This is a genomic window from Streptomyces sp. NBC_00989 (assembly GCF_045162655.1).
GTDB lineage: Bacteria > Actinomycetota > Actinomycetes > Streptomycetales > Streptomycetaceae > Streptomyces.
The window spans coordinates 2,948,946-2,967,184 of the sequence record NZ_CP108728.1; the positions used below are offsets into that span (position 1 = coordinate 2,948,946).

Annotated in this window: 17 protein-coding genes; 13 read left to right on the forward strand and 4 right to left on the reverse strand. The window is 69.6% G+C overall.

What is annotated here, in order from left to right; genetic code table 11:
* The first annotated feature begins 18 nt into the window (after positions 1 to 18).
* The 9 genes from OG714_RS12870 to OG714_RS12910 all read left to right on the forward strand — a co-directional run bounded on the left by OG714_RS12870 (position 19) and on the right by OG714_RS12910 (position 9,763).
* Positions 19 to 987 carry a carbohydrate ABC transporter permease gene (locus OG714_RS12870; protein WP_406120635.1) on the forward strand — a complete coding sequence of 323 codons (969 nt, stop codon included), beginning with the start codon at positions 19 to 21 and terminating at the stop codon, positions 985 to 987.
* A complete protein-coding gene (locus tag OG714_RS12875) occupies positions 984 to 1,850 on the forward strand; it encodes a carbohydrate ABC transporter permease (protein ID WP_406120637.1) in 867 nt (288 codons plus the stop codon). Before OG714_RS12870 ends, OG714_RS12875 begins: the two co-directional genes overlap by 4 nt.
* A gap of 27 nt (positions 1,851 to 1,877) precedes the next feature.
* Complete coding sequence (locus tag OG714_RS12880) at positions 1,878 to 4,745, forward strand: glycoside hydrolase family 2 TIM barrel-domain containing protein (RefSeq protein WP_406120639.1); 2,868 nt, start codon at positions 1,878 to 1,880, stop codon at positions 4,743 to 4,745.
* Between the two features lie 11 nt (positions 4,746 to 4,756).
* The gene (locus OG714_RS12885; RefSeq protein WP_406120641.1) at positions 4,757 to 5,926 is read left to right on the forward strand and encodes an MFS transporter; all 1,170 of its coding nucleotides are present in this window, start codon (positions 4,757 to 4,759) and stop codon (positions 5,924 to 5,926) included.
* Positions 5,927 to 5,960: 34 nt separating this feature from the next.
* Positions 5,961 to 6,971, forward strand: a complete 1,011-nt coding sequence (locus tag OG714_RS12890; protein WP_406120643.1) for an ATP-binding cassette domain-containing protein — start codon at positions 5,961 to 5,963, stop codon at positions 6,969 to 6,971.
* 1 nt (position 6,972) lies between these two features.
* Positions 6,973 to 7,776, forward strand: a complete 804-nt coding sequence (locus OG714_RS12895) for an ABC transporter permease (RefSeq protein WP_406120645.1) — start codon at positions 6,973 to 6,975, stop codon at positions 7,774 to 7,776.
* The gene (locus tag OG714_RS12900) at positions 7,776 to 8,582 is read left to right on the forward strand and encodes an ABC transporter permease (protein WP_406120647.1); all 807 of its coding nucleotides are present in this window, start codon (positions 7,776 to 7,778) and stop codon (positions 8,580 to 8,582) included. Before OG714_RS12895 ends, OG714_RS12900 begins: the two co-directional genes overlap by 1 nt.
* Positions 8,583 to 8,678: 96 nt before the next feature.
* Positions 8,679 to 9,248: a SigE family RNA polymerase sigma factor gene (locus tag OG714_RS12905; protein WP_406120648.1), complete on the forward strand. Its 570-nt coding sequence runs from the start codon at positions 8,679 to 8,681 to the stop codon at positions 9,246 to 9,248.
* The gene (locus OG714_RS12910; RefSeq protein ID WP_406120650.1) at positions 9,245 to 9,763 is read left to right on the forward strand and encodes a hypothetical protein; all 519 of its coding nucleotides are present in this window, start codon (positions 9,245 to 9,247) and stop codon (positions 9,761 to 9,763) included. The genes OG714_RS12905 and OG714_RS12910 overlap by 4 nt, the downstream gene beginning before the upstream one ends.
* 50 nt (positions 9,764 to 9,813) lie before the next feature.
* Here OG714_RS12910 and OG714_RS12915 read toward each other — a convergent pair whose 3' ends face one another.
* The 3 genes from OG714_RS12915 to OG714_RS12925 all read right to left on the reverse strand — a co-directional run bounded on the left by OG714_RS12915 (position 9,814) and on the right by OG714_RS12925 (position 13,081).
* Complete coding sequence (locus OG714_RS12915; RefSeq protein WP_406120652.1) at positions 9,814 to 11,121, reverse strand: MFS transporter; 1,308 nt, start codon at positions 11,119 to 11,121, stop codon at positions 9,814 to 9,816.
* Complete coding sequence (locus tag OG714_RS12920) at positions 11,118 to 11,729, reverse strand: ArsR/SmtB family transcription factor (RefSeq protein ID WP_406120654.1); 612 nt, start codon at positions 11,727 to 11,729, stop codon at positions 11,118 to 11,120. The genes OG714_RS12915 and OG714_RS12920 overlap by 4 nt, the downstream gene beginning before the upstream one ends.
* A gap of 74 nt (positions 11,730 to 11,803) precedes the next feature.
* Positions 11,804 to 13,081, reverse strand: a complete 1,278-nt coding sequence (locus tag OG714_RS12925; protein WP_406120656.1) for a YhgE/Pip domain-containing protein — start codon at positions 13,079 to 13,081, stop codon at positions 11,804 to 11,806.
* A gap of 122 nt (positions 13,082 to 13,203) precedes the next feature.
* Between OG714_RS12925 and OG714_RS12930 the strand changes: the two genes are divergently transcribed.
* From OG714_RS12930 to OG714_RS12940, 3 genes are all read left to right on the forward strand, one after another.
* Positions 13,204 to 13,773, forward strand: a complete 570-nt coding sequence (locus OG714_RS12930) for a TetR-like C-terminal domain-containing protein (protein ID WP_406120658.1) — start codon at positions 13,204 to 13,206, stop codon at positions 13,771 to 13,773.
* A gap of 241 nt (positions 13,774 to 14,014) precedes the next feature.
* The gene (locus OG714_RS12935) at positions 14,015 to 15,286 is read left to right on the forward strand and encodes a hypothetical protein (protein ID WP_406120660.1); all 1,272 of its coding nucleotides are present in this window, start codon (positions 14,015 to 14,017) and stop codon (positions 15,284 to 15,286) included.
* Positions 15,283 to 15,972, forward strand: coding sequence for a hypothetical protein (locus OG714_RS12940; protein WP_406120661.1), 690 nt, complete (start codon positions 15,283 to 15,285; stop codon positions 15,970 to 15,972). The genes OG714_RS12935 and OG714_RS12940 overlap by 4 nt, the downstream gene beginning before the upstream one ends.
* Here OG714_RS12940 and OG714_RS12945 read toward each other — a convergent pair.
* Complete coding sequence (locus tag OG714_RS12945; RefSeq protein ID WP_406131803.1) at positions 15,959 to 16,381, reverse strand: NUDIX hydrolase; 423 nt, start codon at positions 16,379 to 16,381, stop codon at positions 15,959 to 15,961. The two genes, OG714_RS12940 and OG714_RS12945, sit on opposite strands and share 14 nt — an antisense overlap.
* Positions 16,382 to 16,632: 251 nt before the next feature.
* On the opposite strand from OG714_RS12945, the gene OG714_RS12950 reads away from it, so the two are divergent.
* Entirely contained in the window at positions 16,633 to 18,216 is a 1,584-nt protein-coding gene (locus tag OG714_RS12950) for a hypothetical protein (RefSeq protein ID WP_406120662.1), read from the forward strand.
* The last annotated feature ends 23 nt before the right edge of the window (positions 18,217 to 18,239 follow it).

The window sequence follows — 18,239 nt, forward strand, 5'->3', positions numbered from 1 at the left end:
CGGCGGACGGAACAGGACATGTCGACCACCACCACGCGCGGGGTCGCCCAGCCCGCCCCGGCCAAGGCCTCCCAGGCCCGGCCGCGGCGGGGCCTGCGGTCCAGCGCCACCCTGAACTTCTGGCTCTTCACCGGCCCGTTCCTCATCGGCCTGGTGATCTTCGTCTTCGTCCCCATCGGATGGAGCATCTGGCTCAGCTTCTTCGACGCCCGCTACACCGTCACGCCGAGCCATTTCATCGGCTTCGACAACTACAAGCAGATCCTGACCAACAGCAACTTCCCTGAATCGCTGCTGACGTTCACGGTGTTCGCCGCGTTCATCGTGCCGACCACGTGGGCGCTGTCGCTGGGTCTGGCCCTGCTGGTGAACCAACTCCGGTTCATGCGGGCGTTCTTCCGGTCGGTGTTCTTCCTGCCGACCGCCGTCTCGTACGTCGCCGCCGCGCTGATCTGGAAGATGTCCATCTTCAGCGGCGTGCGCTTCGGCCTGATGAACACCGTCCTCGGCTGGTTCGGTGTCGACAACATCGCCTATCTGGCGAACCCGAGCCCGCCCTGGTACTGGCTGGTCATCGTGACCCTGCGCCTGTGGATCCAGGCCGGCTTCTACATGATCCTGTTCCTGGCGGCGCTCCAGAACATCCCGGCCGAGCTGTACGAGGCCGCCGCCATCGACGGCGCCAAGCGGGGCTGGCAGACCTTCCGGTACATCACGCTGCCCCAACTCCGCGCCACCTCCACGGCGGTGGTTCTGCTGCTGCTCGTTGCCGCGTACCAGGCGTTCGACGAGTTCTTCAACATCATCGGAACCAAGGCGACTTGGGCCCAGACCCCGCTCATGGAGCTCTACAAGACGGCTCTCGGCAGCAGCCAGGACTACGGCGCCGGCAGCGCGGGCGCGGTCATCCTGTCCCTGCTGATCTGCATCGTCACCCTCGCCCAGGGCAAGATCATGGGCTTCGGAAGGGGGGAGGAGTCCAAGTGACCAGCACCGCACCACAGTTGGACAAGAAGCGGAAGAAGCGCGGCGGCATCCTCGGCAACTCGGGCCTGTACGTCGCCGTCGGCATCGCCGCCCTGCTCTTCCTGCTCCCCTTCTACCTGATCGTCCGCAACGCCCTCTCCACGGACCAGGAGATCACCGGCGAGAACTGGAAGCTGCTCCCCTCCTTCCAGTGGGGCAACATCTCCGAGCTGTTCGACGACCAGACCGTCCAGTTCGGCCGCTCCCTGTGGAACTCGACGGTCGTCGCCGTCCTGATGACCGTCGGCACCCTCCTGGTGTGCTCGCTGGCCGGCTACGGCCTGGCCCGCATCCCGTACAAGCACTCCAACAAGGTCTTCTACGTCGTCCTGGCGACGCTGATGGTCCCCACAGCCGTCACCTTCGTGCCGAGTTTCGTCCTCGTCTCGTCCCTCGGCTGGGTCGACACCTACCGGGGTCTCATCATCCCGGGCCTCTTCAGTGGTTTCACCTGCTTCCTCTTCCGGCAGTACTTCCTGGGGTTCCCCAAGGAGTTGGAGGAGGCGGCACGCGTGGACGGGCTCGGCTACTGGGGCGCGTACTGGCGGATCGTCGTACCCAACTCGCTGAACTTCTTCGCGGCGATCGCCACGATCACCTTCATCAGCGGCTGGAACGCCTTCCTCTGGCCACTGGTCATCGGCCAGGACCCGAACTCCTGGACCGTGCAGATCGCGCTGTCGTCGTTCATGACGAACCAGACCGTCAACTTCCATCTCATCTTCATGGCCACCGCAGTTTCCATCCTGCCCCTGGTCTTCGTGTTCCTCTTCCTCCAGCGCTGGCTGGTCCAGGGCATCGCGCAGACCGGCATCAAGGGTTGACACCCGCATCTCACGACCTGGAGACCGATGACTTCCAGCACCGCCGCCGACTACATCGAGGACGTCTCCCCGGGCAGCGGAGCCCTCCCGCCCCGCGCCCGTTACGCGTCCTCGGACGCGAAGTCACTGTCACTGAACGGCAGTTGGCGCCTCCGTGTGTCGGCGACGGCCGACGCCGAGGACGACTCGTTCGCCGAGGAGGGCTACGACGCCGGGGACTGGGCCGAGGTCACGGTCCCCGGCCACTGGGTCCTCCAGGGGCACGGCTCCCCCATCTACACCAACCACCTCTACCCCTTCCCGGTCGACCCGCCCCGCGTCCCGACCGAGAACCCGACCGGCGACCACCTCCACACCTTCGACCTGCCGTCCGAGTGGCCCTCGGACGGCGGGGCCGTGCTGCGCTTCGACGGGGTCGAGTCCTGCGCCCGCGTCTGGCTGAACGGCACGGACATCGGCGAGTTCAAGGGGTCGAGACTGCCGCACGAGTTCGCCGTCGGGCACCTGCTGAAGCCCTCCGGCAACGTGCTCGCCGTCCGCGTCCACCAGTGGTCCGCGGGCTCGTACCTGGAGGACCAGGACCAGTGGTGGCTGCCCGGCATCTTCCGTGACGTCACCCTGCTGCACCGCCCGCCGGGCAGCGCCCTCGACTTCTTCGTGCACGCCTCCTACGACCACACCAGTGGCGCGGGCACCCTGCGTGTCGACTCCGACGTCGACGGCCGCGTCACCGTGCCCGCCCTGGACATCGATGTCGCGACGGGCGAACCGGTCACCGTGCCGGTGGAGGCGTGGACGGCCGAAACCCCGTACCTGTACGAGGGGTTGCTCACCACCGAGGGCGAACGCGTCCCCCTCCGCGTCGGCTTCCGGACCGTCGAACTCTCCGACGGCCTGATCAAGGTCAACGGGAAGGCGATCCTCTTCAAGGGCGTCAACCGCCACGAATGGCACCCGGAGAAGGGCCGCGCCCTCGACCTGGAGACCATGCGCGAGGACGTGCTGCTGATGAAGCGGCACAACATCAACGCGGTCCGCACCTCGCACTATCCACCGCACCCCGACTTCCTGGATCTGTGCGACGAGTACGGCCTCTGGGTCATCGACGAGTGCGACCTGGAGACCCACGGTTTCACCGAACAGGCCTGGCGCGACAACCCCGTTGACGACGACCGCTGGACCCCCGCCCTGCTGGACCGCGCGGCCCGCATGGTCGAGCGCGACAAGAACCACCCCTCCATCGTCATCTGGTCGCTGGGCAACGAGGCCGGTACCGGTCGCGGTCTGACGGCCATGTCCGAGTGGATCCACGCCCGCGACTCGTCCCGCCTCGTGCACTACGAGGGCGACATCGACTGCCGTGACACGGACGTCTATTCACGGATGTACGCCGACCACGCCGAGGTCGAGCGCATCGCCCAGGGCCTGGACGGCGGCACCCACAAACGCCGCCAACTCCCCTTCATCCTCTGCGAGTACGCCCACGCGATGGGCAACGGCCCCGGCGGACTCGCCGACTACCAGCGCCTCTTCGAGACCTACGACCGGCTCCAGGGCGGTTTCGTCTGGGAGTGGATCGACCACGGCATCAAGGACGAGCGCTTCGGCTTCGCGTACGGCGGCGACTTCGGCGAGGAGCTGCACGACGGGAACTTCGTCTGCGACGGCCTGGTCTTCCCGGACCGCACGCCCTCCCCCGGCCTGATCGAGTACAAGAAGGTGATCGAGCCGGTCCGGATCACCGGCGACGGCGCGGACGGCACCGTGCGCATCACCAACGCGTACGACTTCACCGGCCTGTCCGCCCTGGCCTTCGCCTGGTCGTACCAAGTGGACGGCGAGACGGTCGAGTCGGGCACCCTCACCGTGCCCTCGCTCGCACCCGGCGAGTCGGCCGACGTCAAGCTGCCCGAACCGCCCGTCGGTTCCGACGGCGCCGAGTCCCAGTGGACCGTACGGGCGCTGCTGGCGGCCGACACCGCATGGGGTGCCGTCGGCCATGTCATCGGGTGGGGCCAATTCCCGGTCACCGCACGCCCGTTGCCGTCCGTCTCCGCCGTCGCCGGGCCCTTGCTCGGGGAGCGGCGGATCACGCTCGGCCCGGCCACCTTCGACGCCCGTACGGGTGAGCTGAAGACGATCGGCGCGGTCGACGTCACCGGTCTCCGCCTGGACGTGTGGCGGGCGCCCACCGACAACGACGACGGCGCGTCCTGGCAGACGGACGTCCGATTCGGCCTGCTCTGGCGCAAGTTCGGGCTGCACCGTATGCGACACCGCCTGGACGGGGTGGAGTTGAGCGAGGACGCGCTGACCGTACGCACCCGGGTGGCGCCCGCCGCCTGGGAGATCGGGCTCGCCACGGTGTACCGCTGGACCTCGGACGGTTCACGGCTGCGGCTGACGGTGTCCGTGGCGCCCGAGGGCGACTGGACGTTCCCGCTGCCGAGGCTGGGCATCCGGTTCGGCGTCGACGCGGGCGCCGACCGGGTGCGGTGGTTCGGCGGCGGTCCCGGCGAGGGATACCCCGACACCAAGTCGGCGTCGCTGCTGGGCCGTTGGGAGTCCACGGTCGACGAACTCCAGACGCCCTACGTCCGCCCGCAGGAGAACGGCGCCCGCGCGGACGTCCGTTGGGCGGAACTGGGTGGTCTGCGGATCGACGGCGACCCGGAGTTCTGGTTCACCGCCCGGCGCTGGACCACGGAGCAGTTGGACGCCGCCGCCCACCGCACCGACCTCACCCCCGGTGACACAGTGTGGGTGAACCTCGACCACGGCCAGCACGGCATCGGCTCGCAGTCCTGCGGCCCGGGCCCTCTCCCGCGGTACTTCCTCCATGCCCAACCCACCGAGTTCTCCTTCGTGTTCACGGAAACCCCGGAGACCAGTTGACCGGCACAGTCATGAAATCGTCTGCGGCCGACCGGCTCTTCAGCCGGCCGGCCGCGGTCGCGTCCTGCGTCGGATTCATCCTCATCGGCATGGTCCAGTCCCTCTACGGCCCCGTGATCCCGGGCCTGCGCCACGAGTTCGGCCTCTCCCCCTCGGCCGCCGCCCTCGGCCTGAGCCTGCACTTCACGGGCGGGGTCGCCGGTGTCCTCGCCTTCAACGCGGTCCACTCGCGGATCAGCAACAGGGCACTGCTGGCGTGGAGTTACGGCCTGATGGCGGCGGGCGCGGCCGGTTTCGCACTCGCGCCGAACTGGCCGCTCGCGCTCGCCGCCGCGTTCCTCGGCGGTCTCGGTTTCGGCGGGATCGACTACGGCCTCAACCAGCTCTTCGCCGTCGGCTTCGGCGACCGTTCCACCGCCATGCTGAACGTGCTCAACGCGCACTTCGGCATCGGCGCGGTGCTCGGCCCGGCGATCGTGGCGTGGCTCGGCCCGGACGGCTACCCGTACGCGTTCGGGGCGTGCGCGGTACTGGCGGCCGTGCTGGTAGCGGCGGGCTCAAGTGGCGTACGTACACGTGTATCTGACGCTCCACCAGCATCAGCGGCAGCACCGACGGCGAGCAGGGCCCTGGGCCTGTCCCGCGTCCTCGTCGGCTTCCTGGTCCTCTACATCCTCAACGTGGCGGTGGAGGCGGGTGTCGGCGGCTGGGAGCCCACACATCTGGAGACGGTCGGCTACACCGCGACCGTGGCCGCGTCGGCGACCTCGCTGTACTGGCTGATGATGACGGCGGGCCGCTTCCTCGTCGTACCGATCACGATGCGCCACGCCCCCGAGCGGATCCTCGCGGTGTGCGCGGCGGGGATGACGGTGTGTCTGCTGCTGACGCTGGTTAAAGGAGTGGCACCGGTGGCGTACGCCGGTGTTGGCTTGTTCATCGCTCCGGTCTTTCCGACGGGCCTTGCCTGGCTCAACTCGGCGCTCCCCCAGGCCAGGCGCGCGGGGGCGTGGGTGATCGCGGCCTCGAACGTCGGCGGAGTGGCGGCTCCGCCGCTGCTTGGTGTCGGGATCGAGGCCTCCGGGATCCACGCGGTGCCCTGGCTGTTGACCGTGTTGTCGGGCGCGTCGCTGCTGGCGACGCTCCGGCTGATCCGACTGACGAGGAGGTCCGCATCATGAACGCACTGTTCCGGCTCACCCGAAGGTTGATCCAGTGAGCGCGAGCAGCATCGAGGTGCGAGGGCTCTCCCGTACCTTCCACACGACCGTCCGGCGGCCGGGGCTCCTCGGCGGTCTGCGCTCCCTCGTCAACCCCGAGCGCGTGCCCAAGCACGCCGTCTCCGACGTCACCTTCGACGTCGTACCGGGCGAACTCCTCGCCCTGCTCGGGCCGAACGGCGCCGGCAAGTCCACCACCATCAAGATCCTCACCGGCATCCTCAGGCCCACCTCCGGCGAGGCCCGGGTCGCGGGCGTGGTGCCGTACGAGGAGCGGGAGCGCAACGCCCGTAACATCGGGGCGGTGTTCGGGCAACGGACCCAGTTGTGGTGGGACCTGCCGGTGCGCGAGTCGTTCGCGATCCTCCGGGACATCTACGAGGTGCCGAAGGCCCAGCACGCGGCCCGGCTGCGGGAGTTCGACGACATCCTCGAACTGTCCGCCTTCTGGGACACCCGGGTCCGCCACCTCTCCCTCGGCCAGCGGGTGCGCTGCGACCTGGCCGCCGCCCTGCTGCACGACCCGCCGGTCGTCTTCCTCGACGAGCCGACCATCGGCATGGACGTGGTCGTGAAGGAGCAGGTGCGGGAGTTCCTGCGGCACCAGGTGGAGGAGCGCGGCCGTACGGTCCTGCTCACCACGCACGACATGACCGAGGTCGCCCGGCTCGCCGAGCGGGTCGTCCTCATCAACCACGGCCGGCTGGTCCTGGACGGCACCCTCGACGAGATCCGCCGCAGGTTCGGCTCGACCTGGCAGATCCGCGCGACCCTCGCCGACGCCCACGCCGAGGTCGTACCGCTGCCGGGCATCGCACTCGTACGGCGGGACGGCCCGCAGGTCGTCTTCGGCCCGGACGGAGCCGAGGGGCCGACCGTCCACCAGGCGCTGAAGCAGGTCATCGAGCGGTACGAGGTGACCGAAGTCGCCATGGACGAAGCCGATTTGGAGGACGTGATGCGGGCCGCCTACGTCCAGGCCGGACCGCCCGCCGAGGAGGCCTGACATGGCCGCCCTGCACGCCTGGCGCGCCGCCCGCGTCACCCCGCTCGGCGAACTGCTCGCCCCGCCCCGCATCACGGCCGCCCTGCTCCGCCTCACCGTGCAGGTGGTCCTGGTGGCGTCCCTGTGGCGCGGCCTTTACTCCCACACCGGCGCCACCGCCGGACTCACCCGAGACCAGGCCGTGACGTACGCCGTCCTGGCCGTACTCGCCTCCCGGCTGCGGGAGTTGGACCAGTACGCCGGCCGGGACACGGTCCTGCAGCACATGCACTTCGGCACGATCATCTACTGGTATCTGCGCCCGCTGCCGCCCCAGCGCTACTACGCGCTGCGGGCGTTCGGCGAGCAGATGTACGGACTGGCCTGGGCCCTGACGGGCTACGTCGTCTGCCTCGCGGCCGGGGTGGTGGAGCCGCCCAAGTCGGCTGCCACGGCAGGGGTGTTCGCGCTGAGCATGCTGCTGGGCCAGCTCGTCCTCTACTACGTCATGCTCGTCATCGACCAGTTGTGCTTCTGGACGCTCCGCAACGGCGCGGCGATGCTCATCCTGATCTTCGCGCAGAACCTGCTGTCCGGGGTGTACGCGCCGCTGTGGTTCTTCCCGGACTGGTTCATCACGATGAGCCGCTTCCTGCCGTTCCAGGCGACGCTCAGCGTGCCGCTCTCGATCTACGTGGGCCGCGTCCCGTTGTCCGACGCGCCGGCCCAACTCGCCCTGCAGGCCGCCTGGGTGGTGGCCCTGTCCCTGTTCACCCGGTTCCTGTGGCGGCGCGCCGCCCGCCGGGTCGTCTCGCAAGGAGGTTGATGTCCGTGAAAGCCGTCCGGATCGTGTGGCGTATCACGCGCCTCAACTTCCGCGCCCAACTGGAGTACCGCACCGAATTCTTGCTGATGATCGCGATCGGCGCGATCTGGCAGGTGTCGGTGATCGTGTTCGCGACGGTGCTGCTCACCCGGTTCGCCGGGATGGGCGGCTGGGACAGCTCGGACGTGCTGCTGATCCCGGCGACGCGGATGCTGGCGCACGGCCTGATGGTGCTGTTCCTGGGCCGTATGCACGGCATCGGCCGGTACATCCAGGAGGGCCGTATCGACATCTACTTGGTGCGCCCGATGCCGGTCCACCGCCAGGCCCAGCTGGAGTACTTCCCCACCAACGCGATCGGCGACCTGACGGTGGCGACCGGCCTGATGATCGGCGCGCTCAGCCGCAGCCATCTGGACTGGACGGCCGGCCGCACCGCGTATCTGATCGCCGCGCTGCTCGGCGGCATGCTCCTGGAGGCGGCCCTCTTCACGGCCGTGGCCAGTGCCTCCCTCCGCTTCCCGTCCGCGGACTACTGGAGCCGCTGGCTGGAGGACCTCCTCGGCACCTTCGGCAGCTACCCGCTCAACGTCCTCCCGAGGGCGGTGGGCGGCTTCCTCACCTACGCCCTTCCGCTCGCGTTCGTCGCCTACCTCCCGGCGGCCGTACTGACCGGGCACGGCCACGACACCGGCGTCCCGTACTGGCTGGCGGCGGCCTCACCGCTCGTGGGCGTGCTGGCGTATCTCGGGGCACGGCTGCTGTGGCGGTGGAGCCTGGGGCACTACACGGGGGTGAACGGGTGAGCGCGCCAAGGGAGTTGTGACCCAGGTCTCACAACGGCCGTGCAGCAGATCCGCCCGTTTCCCCGTCGAGGAGGGGTGACAGGAAGGGAGGAGCGTGTGGATCTGGCAGCCAAGTGGGCAACGGGCGCGGGGCGCGGCGGAGTCGGTTCGATGGAGGGTGACTTCCATGGATTCGTCGCCGCTCGGTCGGCCGCGTTGTTCCGGGGCGCACTCGTCCTGACGGGCAGCCGCGACGCGGCGGAGGATCTGGTCCAGGAGACCCTGGAGCGGGCCTGCCGCAAGTGGCGCACGATCAGCGCCAAGGACGCCCCGGACGCGTACGTGCGGCGGATCATGGTCAACCTCGCCAACGACCGCTGGCGACGATTCCGCCGTACGGCTCAGCACCCGGTGGACGGCGAGCCGGCCGATCCGGGCGACGAGTACGGACGGATCGACAGCCGGGACCAGTTGGTGCGCGCTCTTCAGCAACTGCCCATGCGGATGCGGACGGTGGTGGTGCTGCGGTACTTCCACGATCTGTCCGACGCCGAGATAGCGGCCGACCTGAAGATCTCGCAGAGCACCGTCCGTTCCCAACTGGCTCGTGGAATCGACCGGTTGAGAAGCCAGTTTCCCGCACTCTCCGCCCCTTCATCGCAGCAGCTCACGGAAGGAACCCGATGAGTTCGCACGACCCGCGGTCCTCCGGCTGCACACCCTTCGAAGAGGAACTGATCAACGCCATGAACGACTTCGCGCACTCCACCGACTCACCGGCCTTCGACACAACCGGCATGGTCCACCGCACCCGCCGCAGGCGCGCCACCCTCATCGCCGGTGTCGCCACCGCCCTCATCGTGGCCGGCGGCGGCACGGCCCTGGCGTCCATGACGGGCGGCACCTCGCCGACGACGGCGGAGAAGCCCATGGCCACGACGACCACCAAGGGTTCCGACAACAAGAAGGCCATCCTGCTGCTGGACTTCGGCAAGGGGGGAGGCCCCGTCGCGGTCGACTTCACGGGCACGGACCTGCGCACGACCAAGGGGCAACTCCTCAAGGGCGGCGTCAAGCTCGGCACGGTGAGCAGCGTGAACAGCCCGGGCTGCAAGCCGGACTCGGTGGTCGAGGTGACCCCCCATGCCCCGAAGATCGTGAAAACGGGCGACACCGTGAACGTGAAGGTCTGCGCAGGCTGATCGAGCCGACCGGGTAGGACCCCGGTCCTGGGCGTGCGCGCGCGAGCCGCTCAGGACCGGTCGGACGCCGGCTTCAGCACCCGTATCCCCGGTATCGGCGAAGCCACCAACCACAGCGCCGACATCGCACCCCCGACCGCCACGACCGTCAACGTCACTCTCAGGCCCGCCAGTGTGGCCAACTCGCCCCCGATCAGCGCCCCCAGCGGACGCACCCCGTAGTTGACCGTGCTGTACGCGCCCGCCACGCGGCTGCGGAGGCCGTCCGGGACCACCGATGTCTGGAGGGAGTTGAGGTTGACGTCGAAGAGCATGACGCCGAAGGCGGAGAGGAACTCGGCTGCGGCAAGGAACCCGAGACGGGCCCAGGTGGGGCCGGTTGCCGCCGCGGCCAGGGCATAGGGCGCCGGGAACAGGACGGCTCCGGCGACGATGCTGCGGCCGATGCCGATGCGGCGGGCGATCGCGGGGGACACCACCGCGCCCAGGAGGCCGCCCGTCGCGCCCACTCCGAACGCCAACCCGATGACGCCGGGCGACAGTTGGAGGACCCGGTCGGCGAACAGCACCAGCAGGCCCGTGCCCGCCAGGAACGTGAAGAAGTTGACGGTCGTGGCGCAGAGGAGGCCCGCGCGCATCACCGGCTCGTGGATCACGAACGTCAGGCCCTCCCACGCACGCCGTAACAACGAAGGACCGGCCGACACCGTAGGAACTGGGACCGGCTCCTCGACCCTCGTACGCCCGACCAGGATCGCCGACGCCACGAACGACAGCGCGTCCGCGACCACCGCGACCGGTGCCGTCAGCGCCTGGACCAGGCCGCCGCCGATCGCGGGGCCGGCGATGAAGGACACCGATCTGCTCGCGCTGAGCTTGCTGTTCGCCTCGACGTACGACTCGGGCGGCACGAGGTGGGCGAAGAAGGACGAGTACGCCGTGTTGAAGACGACCGCCGCCGTCCCGGTCAGCGCGGCCACCACATACAGCTGCCCGAGCGTCACCGTGCCGAGTGCGTAGGCGATCGGGAGCGACAGCAGGACGGCCGCCCGGATCAGGTCCGCGAGCACCATGAGGCGGCGTTTGGCGGGGCGGTGGTCCACCCAGGCTCCCAGGAACAGGCCCAGGAGGTTCGGCGTCCAGACCAGCGCGGTCAGCAGCGCGACCTGGTTCGCGGAGGCGTGCAGCGCGCCAACGGCCATGAGCGGCAAGGCCAGTTCGGAGATCCGGTCGCCGAACTGGGAGACGGACTGGCCGCACCAGAACCGTACGAAGCGACGGTCCCGCCAGAGCGAGTCCCGCGCGGGCGGAAGAGACTCGGAAGGTCGAGGGGGCCGGGTGATCCGTCGGCCCCTCACTCCGGTATGTCCGTCGTCTCGCCGTCCTCGTGCCCGGGGCCCTCGGGCAGGGCGTACATCAGCAGGCGGACACCCCGGCCGTCCGCCGGTCTCCGGTCCGGTTCGCGGACGACGTACGGCGCGATCAGTTCCTCCAACGCGTCCTCCAGCGCGGCCAGTTCCTCCGCCGTCACCACGATCCGCGTGTTGTTCGCCGTGGCGATCCTGGTCCACTCCGGTTCCAGTTCGGGCGCCGTGTGCATGAGCCAGCGCAGGGGCAGCTCGGCGTTGCGCGCGAACATCTCGCCGGTCAGCACCCGCGCCGCCGACCGGCCCTCCTCGTCCTCCGGCGTCTCAAACCGGAACCCCCGCGCCACCGCCGCCCAGCGCCGCTCCCGCCGGTCCGTCCCGCCCTCGGCGTCGCGGACCAGGCCGAAGCCTGCGAGATGCCGCAGATGCCAGCTGGTGACGGACGGGGTGGCGCCGACGTGGGGTGAGAGCCGGGAGGCGGTGGCGGGGCCGTGGCGCTGGAGGCGTTCGAGGATCGCGAGCCGTACGGGGTGTGCCAGCGCGCGCATGGCCTTCGGGTCGGATATCTCTAGGTCGCCGAAACGGTTGCCGGAATCCATGGTCTGAGAGTGTTCTCTCAGAAAGCCTGAGAGTCAACTCTCAGACTCCCTGAGACAGTTGAGAGCGGGGTTCCTCAAGCGGGCTGCGGCGTCAGGCGCTTGTGTCCCTTCCTGTCGTAGTACTGGACCATCGCGAAACCGAAGAGCAGGCCGATCGCCGTACCGACTCCGATCATGGTCCACGCGCGCGTGAGGCCCGCGTCGCCGCGCGCGTCGAAGTAGAGGATCGCCCTTACGCCGTCGCTGAGTTGGCGCATGGGCTCGAAGTGGGAGAGGAAGCGGTAGAAGCCGGGGACGGCCTGGAGGGGGACGGTGGCGCCGGAGGACGGCAGGCCCAGGACGATGAACACGAACATGGAGACCAGCTGGCCGATCCCGCCGAACGCGGCGTTGATGGCCTGGACGCCGAGGCCGACGGCGAGGGCAGCGCAGTAGGAGTAGATCCACAGGAGCGGGATGTGGGTGGCGTCCATGCCGAGGATGCTGACGCTGGCGAGCATGATCAGGGAGACGCTGAGGAGGGTGATGCCGGCCGTCATGACCATCTTCAGGAGCAGCGTCTGGGTGCGGTCGATGGGGACGGTCGGGCGGCGGGTGTGCCAGGGGCCGATCTCGTTGTCGGCGTAGCCGAGGCCGGTGTCGACACCGTTGCTGATGACGTTGCCGCCCATGAAGCCGGCCAGGACCAGCAGCAGGGTGTAGTAGAAGGCGGTGAGGCCGATGCCGCTGTTGTCGCCGATGGGGTGGCCGACCTGGGTGGCGATCCGCACCGGGTCCGCGAGGAACAGCTTCTGTGTGGAGTCGGCCTTCGTGGCCGCCGCGCCGAGCTGTTTGCCGATGGTGAGCGAGGCCTGCTGGGCCGCCGTGGAGGAGATCTTGGCGGCGAGGGAGGAGCCGAGGCTGCCCTTGCCGGGGTTGGTCAGCACGGTGATGGTCGGGCGGGCGGTGGCGTTCGTGGTGGTCAGCGCGGCGACGGAGTTCGTGAAGTCGGCGGGGATGACCAGGGCGCCGTAGACCTTGCCCGCGTCGAGTTCGTCCTGGGCCTGGGCTCTGGTGAGCTGGCGCCAACCGGCCGCGCGGCTACCGGTGTTGGTCACGATGGAGTGGGCGATCTGGGTACCCAGGTTCTGCTGCTGGCCGGTGAGCGGTTTGCCGGTGTCGCCGTTGACGAGGGCGATGGGCAGGTCGCGCAGTTCGCGGTTGGGGTTGACGATGCCGCCCATGTAGAGCAGGGACAGCAGGAGTGCGAGCAGGCCGGTGAGCACGGTGGGGATGAGCCACAGCTTGGGGCGGCCGAGGAGTGCGGTGGCGCGGAGGCCGGTGGGGGCGGGGGTGCCGGAGTCTTCGTCCATGGTGGGCAGTCTGCTGCCGGAGCCCGGCGGGGCGGGGCGGAAACGCGCCGGACACCCCTGTTGTTATTGACTATCGTCCTAGGGTCTCCAGTTGTCGCAGGTCAGAGGAGAGGTGGTGGGCCATGGCGCGCGCGGGACTGACCGCCGACCGTGTCGTGGCGGCCGCCGCCGACCTCGCCGACGAGGTCGGCTTCGAGAACGTCAGCCTGTCCGCGCTGGCGCGCGGCTTCGGCGTGAAGGACGCGAGCCTGTACTCGCACGTCCGGAACCTCCAGGACCTGCGCACCCGCGTCGCGTTCCTCGCGGGCGGCGAGATGGTCGACCGCATCGCCGTCGCGGTCGCCGGCCGCACGGGCCGGGAGGCGCTGGGCGCCTTCGCCGACGCGTACCGGGCCTACGCCCTGGAGCACCCCGGCCGGTACGCGGCCACCCAGATCCGCGTCGACCAGTCCCTGATCGCCGACTCCCCCGCCCTGCGCCGCACCGCCGAGATCACCTACGGCCTGCTGCGCGCCTACGGCCTGGAGGAACCCGATCTCACCGACGCCGTACGGCTGTTGCGCAGTACGTTCCACGGCTACTGCGCGCTGGAGGCCGGCGGGGGGTTCGGCGCGCCGCGTGACGTACAGCGGTCGTGGGAGCGGGCGGTCGACGCGCTGCACGTGGCGTTGACGCACTGGCCCCGGGGCTGAAGTCGGTTGACGGAGACGCCGGTTCCGGTCCGCGCCCAGTTGGCATGCTCACCACTTAGACTGGAAGCTTCGCGAAGGTCACGTGCCACCCTGGGGGAGGAAGCGCACTGTGTCTCAACAGCGGCTGGGAATAGGTCCCTTGAGAGCATCCGGGCCCGTCCCACCATCCAGGTTCGTAAGCTGGTTGGGCCGGTTCGGGTGTGTAGCCGCCGGATACGCGGTCTTCCAGTTTCTGTTCGCAGTGCTGCCCGACTCGATCGACAAGGAGCCCGCCAAGTATCTGATATCCGGGCTGAGCGGGATAGCCACCGCCGGGATGACCTGGCTGGCGGCAGCACTGCTCCGGGTCCGTACGGCCGCGCCCTCGCCGGTCGCCACCCTTCCTCCCCTGGTTCCGACCGCACCTGGCCCGCTGCCGAAGGTGTTCGCATCCGCATACGACGCCCTCGCCGCCAAGGTCGTTGTGGTCGACGACCCGGTCCGGGGCCGCCTCGTTGGGTGGCAGCACGCCTTCCAGGAACCAGAACCCCAGGCACGTCCCACCGCGTTGGCCACGGCGTACGGGCTGCACACCGTGCTGGATCTGGGTATGCCGGACGGGCGGGTGCACATCGGCGACCTCATCGACACTCTGTGGCGCCTGCGGCTCCAGGGTGGCGGCTGGTCGGCCCAAATGCAGGGATCCGTGGCCCGCCCGGAGATAACAGCCATGGTCCTGGGTGCGCTGGCCCGGGCGGGTGCGTCGCGGGAGCGGCTGGCGGACGAGGTGGCGCGCTGCGAGGCCGGCTTCACCCTTGAACTCGACGGCACGGGACGGGCGTTGACTCATGTCGTCACCACAGTGATACGAGGGCTGCTGCGCGCGGCGCCCGAAGCGCCGACGCTGCCCGTGCTGCGCAGCGTCCTTGTCGACGGTGCGCTCACCGACCCACAACGCCAACACCGGCGTTGCTGGGGCCACCGGCTCACATCACTGCCTTGGGCTCCGCACCCCGCCCAACCCTCCTCACTGCACACGGCGCAGGCCGTAGTCGCCTTGGACCGGGCGACCCGAATCCTGGGCGAGGGACCCGCCGAGCGTTCGGCGCGCGAGGACGGTGTGCGCTGGCTGCTGGCCTGCCCCGCGACCGTCCACGACAACTGCACCGACCTGGCAAACGTGAGGGAGGAGGTGCGGCGGCGGCACTCGGACGATTCCTTGCACACCGAGGTCCTGGGCGTACGGCATTTCACTGCGTCCTGGATCGTGCGCGCACTGCTCACACCGAGCGCCCAGGAGATCGCACGACAGGACGGCCTTGAGGAGGACTGGTTGCAGCGTCTGAACGGTGCCGCGACGGCAGTGTGGGCAGCGCAGAAGGACGGTATCTGGTCCTGGAACCTGGACGGCTCTTCTTTCACGGTGAACGAGGAAATGCGACACCCCATCTGGATGACCTACCAGGGACTTTCGGCACTGCGGGCTCATGCCGCGTGGATGTACCAGCCGGACACTCAGCCAAAGCCTGCGTGAGCCGGAGTCGGAGAGTATGCGCAGGAGTCCACGACACGGTGACCGCGGCCCGCGCCGTCGTCGCCGAACTCGGCTCCCCCGATCGCCTGTTGGAGCTGATCGCCGAACTCGCGTCCGGCGAGGGCGATCCGGCAGCCTGCGCCGAGCTGTCGTACCGTCATGTCCTGGGCTTCGACAAGCTGTTGCTGATCGACGGCGGCCCCCGCCACATGCTGCGCGCGCACATCTGGCATCCCGGCGCGACGGCGATCGGCACGGAGGACATCCACAACCACCGTTCCCCGCTGGCTTCTTACGTGGTCCGGGGCCGGCTCGCCATGGAGTTGTACGAGGCGCGGGGCGACGGCGGGATCACGGCGGACCGGTACGAGGAGTCACTGGCCGAGCGTGGCGCCGACTGGCGGCTGCGGCCGACGGGACCGGCACGGCTGCGGCTGACCCACACCGGGCAGTACGCGGCGGGCAGTGCCTACGCCCTCCCGGCACACACCCTGCACCGGGCCTGGTGCGACACGGACGTACCGACCGTGACGCTGTTCCTGGAGACGGGGGCCGCCCGGCGGCGCCACACCGATGTGTTCACGGCGGCGGGGCCGCATCCGGGGGCGGTGGCGAAGGTGCCGCTCGAAGTGCGGGAGTATCTGGGCGCGTTGAACGGTCTGGCGGAGTCGCTCAGAAGTTCGTGAGGGCCTGTCGTACGACGTCCAGGTTGTACGCGTCGATGTCGATGCCGGCACGGGTGAGCTCGGAGGGCGGGAGCCAGAGGTACGTCTGGTCGGGCTCGGGGAGGGTGATCTCCCAAGTGAGCGGCCTGACAAGGAAGTTGTCCTGCCAGTTCTTGGTCTCGCGGCCCCGGTACTCGCTGACGAAGGACGATTCGCCGATCTTGCGGACGATCTCGCCGAGGAGTCCGGTCTCTTCCTTCAGCTCCCGCAGCGCACCGTCCTCGGCCCGCTCGTCCGGCTCCAGCTTCCCGCACGGGACGCCCCAGACGCACGGCAGGAACCGCTCGGTCACGCTGCGGCGCACCAGAAGCACGCGCCCGTCGTCGTCCATCACGACGGCGGCCGCCAGTCGCTTCTCGCCGGGGTCCATGGCCATGGTTCCTCGGTCCCTCGCCGGTGCTGAGTCCAAAGGGTCTGATACCCAGGAAAGCATCCAACGTACCAAGGATCGGCGTCCTTCGGCTGTGCCACCGGTCTCATACCGGGCGGCTCGTCGGACTGTGTGTCGGGCTGTTCGTCGGTGAGCGTGCAGGTCGCGGAGGCGTGCCGGCGGTCGGGCAACGGCTCACATTGCGCCCGGCACCACGGCAACCTCCCCCGCACCAGCGGCGACTTGGGGACATGACCAACGCAAGACGCACCACGACACACCGTCGCCGTTCCCCCCGCCGCATCGCCCGCAAGCCGCTCGCGGGCTCGCTCGCCGTCGCGGCCCTGCTCGGCGGTGCGTGGTACGCGACCGCGGCGACGAGCGGCTCCGGGAGCGGCGGCTCGGCCGCGGCCGGGACGTCCACGTCCACGTCCGCCTCCGCGTCCACAGGCGCCACCGCCTCCCCCGAGGCCGCCGCCCACAGTGCTACGTCCGCCTCCGGCACGGCGAGCGCGGCGGCCTCGGCGAAGACGTCCCCCAAGGCCGCCGCGAAGACCTCGACGGCCGCCAAGGCCGCGACCGGCACGCTCTCCCCGACCAGCACCACGGTGCCGCTCGCCGCCAAGTTCCCCTATCTGGCTGCCGGTTACAACAACACCCGCGAGTGGACCCGTACGACCACGGCCGTCGCCCCGAACGGAACCCTGCGCGTGGCCTGGCCCGCCGCCGACGGCGTCCACGTGACCCCGCTGAACGCCGCCGGACTGCGCTCGGGCGCCGACACGGTCGTCAAGGGCGCCAAGGAGGTCGGCGGTCTAGTCGCGCACAACGACGGCTTCGCGCTGCTCACCCGAGTCGCCGACACGAACAAGTGGAAGGAGACGGCCGCCGCGATCGTCCGCTACACCAACGGCAGGCAGACCTTCCGCACCAAGCTCACCGGCACCGCCTCGAACGACACCTCCCCCGGTCTCGACGGCCAACTCACCTGGAACGGCACCAAGTACGGCGCGTACTTCGTCGTGCACGGCGCGGGCGGCTTCGCGGACGGCCACTTCGGCGACAAGTTGACGTACATCAGCGCCAAGGGCGCCAAGCTGAGCGGTGGTTGGAGCTGGGGGTGCAGCCACAACGAGGGCATCGCGCTGCACGCGGAGACCTCCGGCGCCTTCACCTCGCTCTGCTTCGACGACTGGCGCTCGGGCCTGTTCGTCTCCACCGGGATCGGCGCCCCGGACGTCGCGCCGGTCGTGCAGCGCGAGCAGTGCTGGGCAGGGTACTGCGGTGGTACCTTCCCCAGCCGCACCGGTGACCTGGTCAAGTCGGCGACCGGCCGCTACGCCACCGCCTTCGCCTCCCGCGGCGCCGCCTCGGCCAAGAAGAACGCCGCCGACTCCAGCGGACGCGGCTGGACGGTGACCCCGAAGACCAGCACCCACCAGGTCGCCGTCGCCTTCATGGCGAACCGCAACTCCGGCCCGGGCAAGGCCATTTACCTCACGAGCGCGGCAGCCACCGAGAACGTCAACGTGCACGTCGCGCCCTACGGCAAGGACCGCCTCCTGGTCTCCTGGGAGTCCCTGAAGGGTGCCAAGTGCAACGCCGGCACCTGCACCGGCACCTTCACGGGCACACACCTGCGGCTCGTCGACTGGAACGGCAGGGTCCAGAGCGCGGACAAGGTGGTGACCGCCCGCATCAGCGGCGACATAGCGGTCCTGAAGAACGGCACGCTGACCTGGGCCTACGCCCCGGTCACCCCGAGCTACGCGACCGCGCTCAACGGGGCTTCACCGACCACGACGAGTCTTCGGATCGCCCGGCTGACTCCGTGAGGCGTCCCGCCGTACACCACACG

Excerpts from the sequence above, each read along its gene's own strand:
- OG714_RS12910 (WP_406120650.1), top strand. The coding sequence starts at position 9,245 with ATGAGTTCGCACGACCCGCGGTCCTCCGGCTGCACACCCTTCGAAGAG.
- OG714_RS12950 (WP_406120662.1), top strand. The coding sequence starts at position 16,633 with ATGACCAACGCAAGACGCACCACGACACACCGTCGCCGTTCCCCCCGC.
- OG714_RS12870 (WP_406120635.1), top strand. The coding sequence starts at position 19 with ATGTCGACCACCACCACGCGCGGGGTCGCCCAGCCCGCCCCGGCCAAG.
- OG714_RS12895 (WP_406120645.1), top strand. The coding sequence starts at position 6,973 with ATGGCCGCCCTGCACGCCTGGCGCGCCGCCCGCGTCACCCCGCTCGGC.
- OG714_RS12900 (WP_406120647.1), top strand. The coding sequence starts at position 7,776 with ATGTCCGTGAAAGCCGTCCGGATCGTGTGGCGTATCACGCGCCTCAAC.
- OG714_RS12945 (WP_406131803.1), bottom strand. The coding sequence starts at position 16,381 with ATGGACCCCGGCGAGAAGCGACTGGCGGCCGCCGTCGTGATGGACGAC.
- OG714_RS12925 (WP_406120656.1), bottom strand. The coding sequence starts at position 13,081 with ATGGACGAAGACTCCGGCACCCCCGCCCCCACCGGCCTCCGCGCCACC.
- OG714_RS12880 (WP_406120639.1), top strand. The coding sequence starts at position 1,878 with ATGACTTCCAGCACCGCCGCCGACTACATCGAGGACGTCTCCCCGGGC.
- OG714_RS12885 (WP_406120641.1), top strand. The coding sequence starts at position 4,757 with ATGAAATCGTCTGCGGCCGACCGGCTCTTCAGCCGGCCGGCCGCGGTC.
- OG714_RS12930 (WP_406120658.1), top strand. The coding sequence starts at position 13,204 with ATGGCGCGCGCGGGACTGACCGCCGACCGTGTCGTGGCGGCCGCCGCC.
- OG714_RS12920 (WP_406120654.1), bottom strand. The coding sequence starts at position 11,729 with ATGGATTCCGGCAACCGTTTCGGCGACCTAGAGATATCCGACCCGAAG.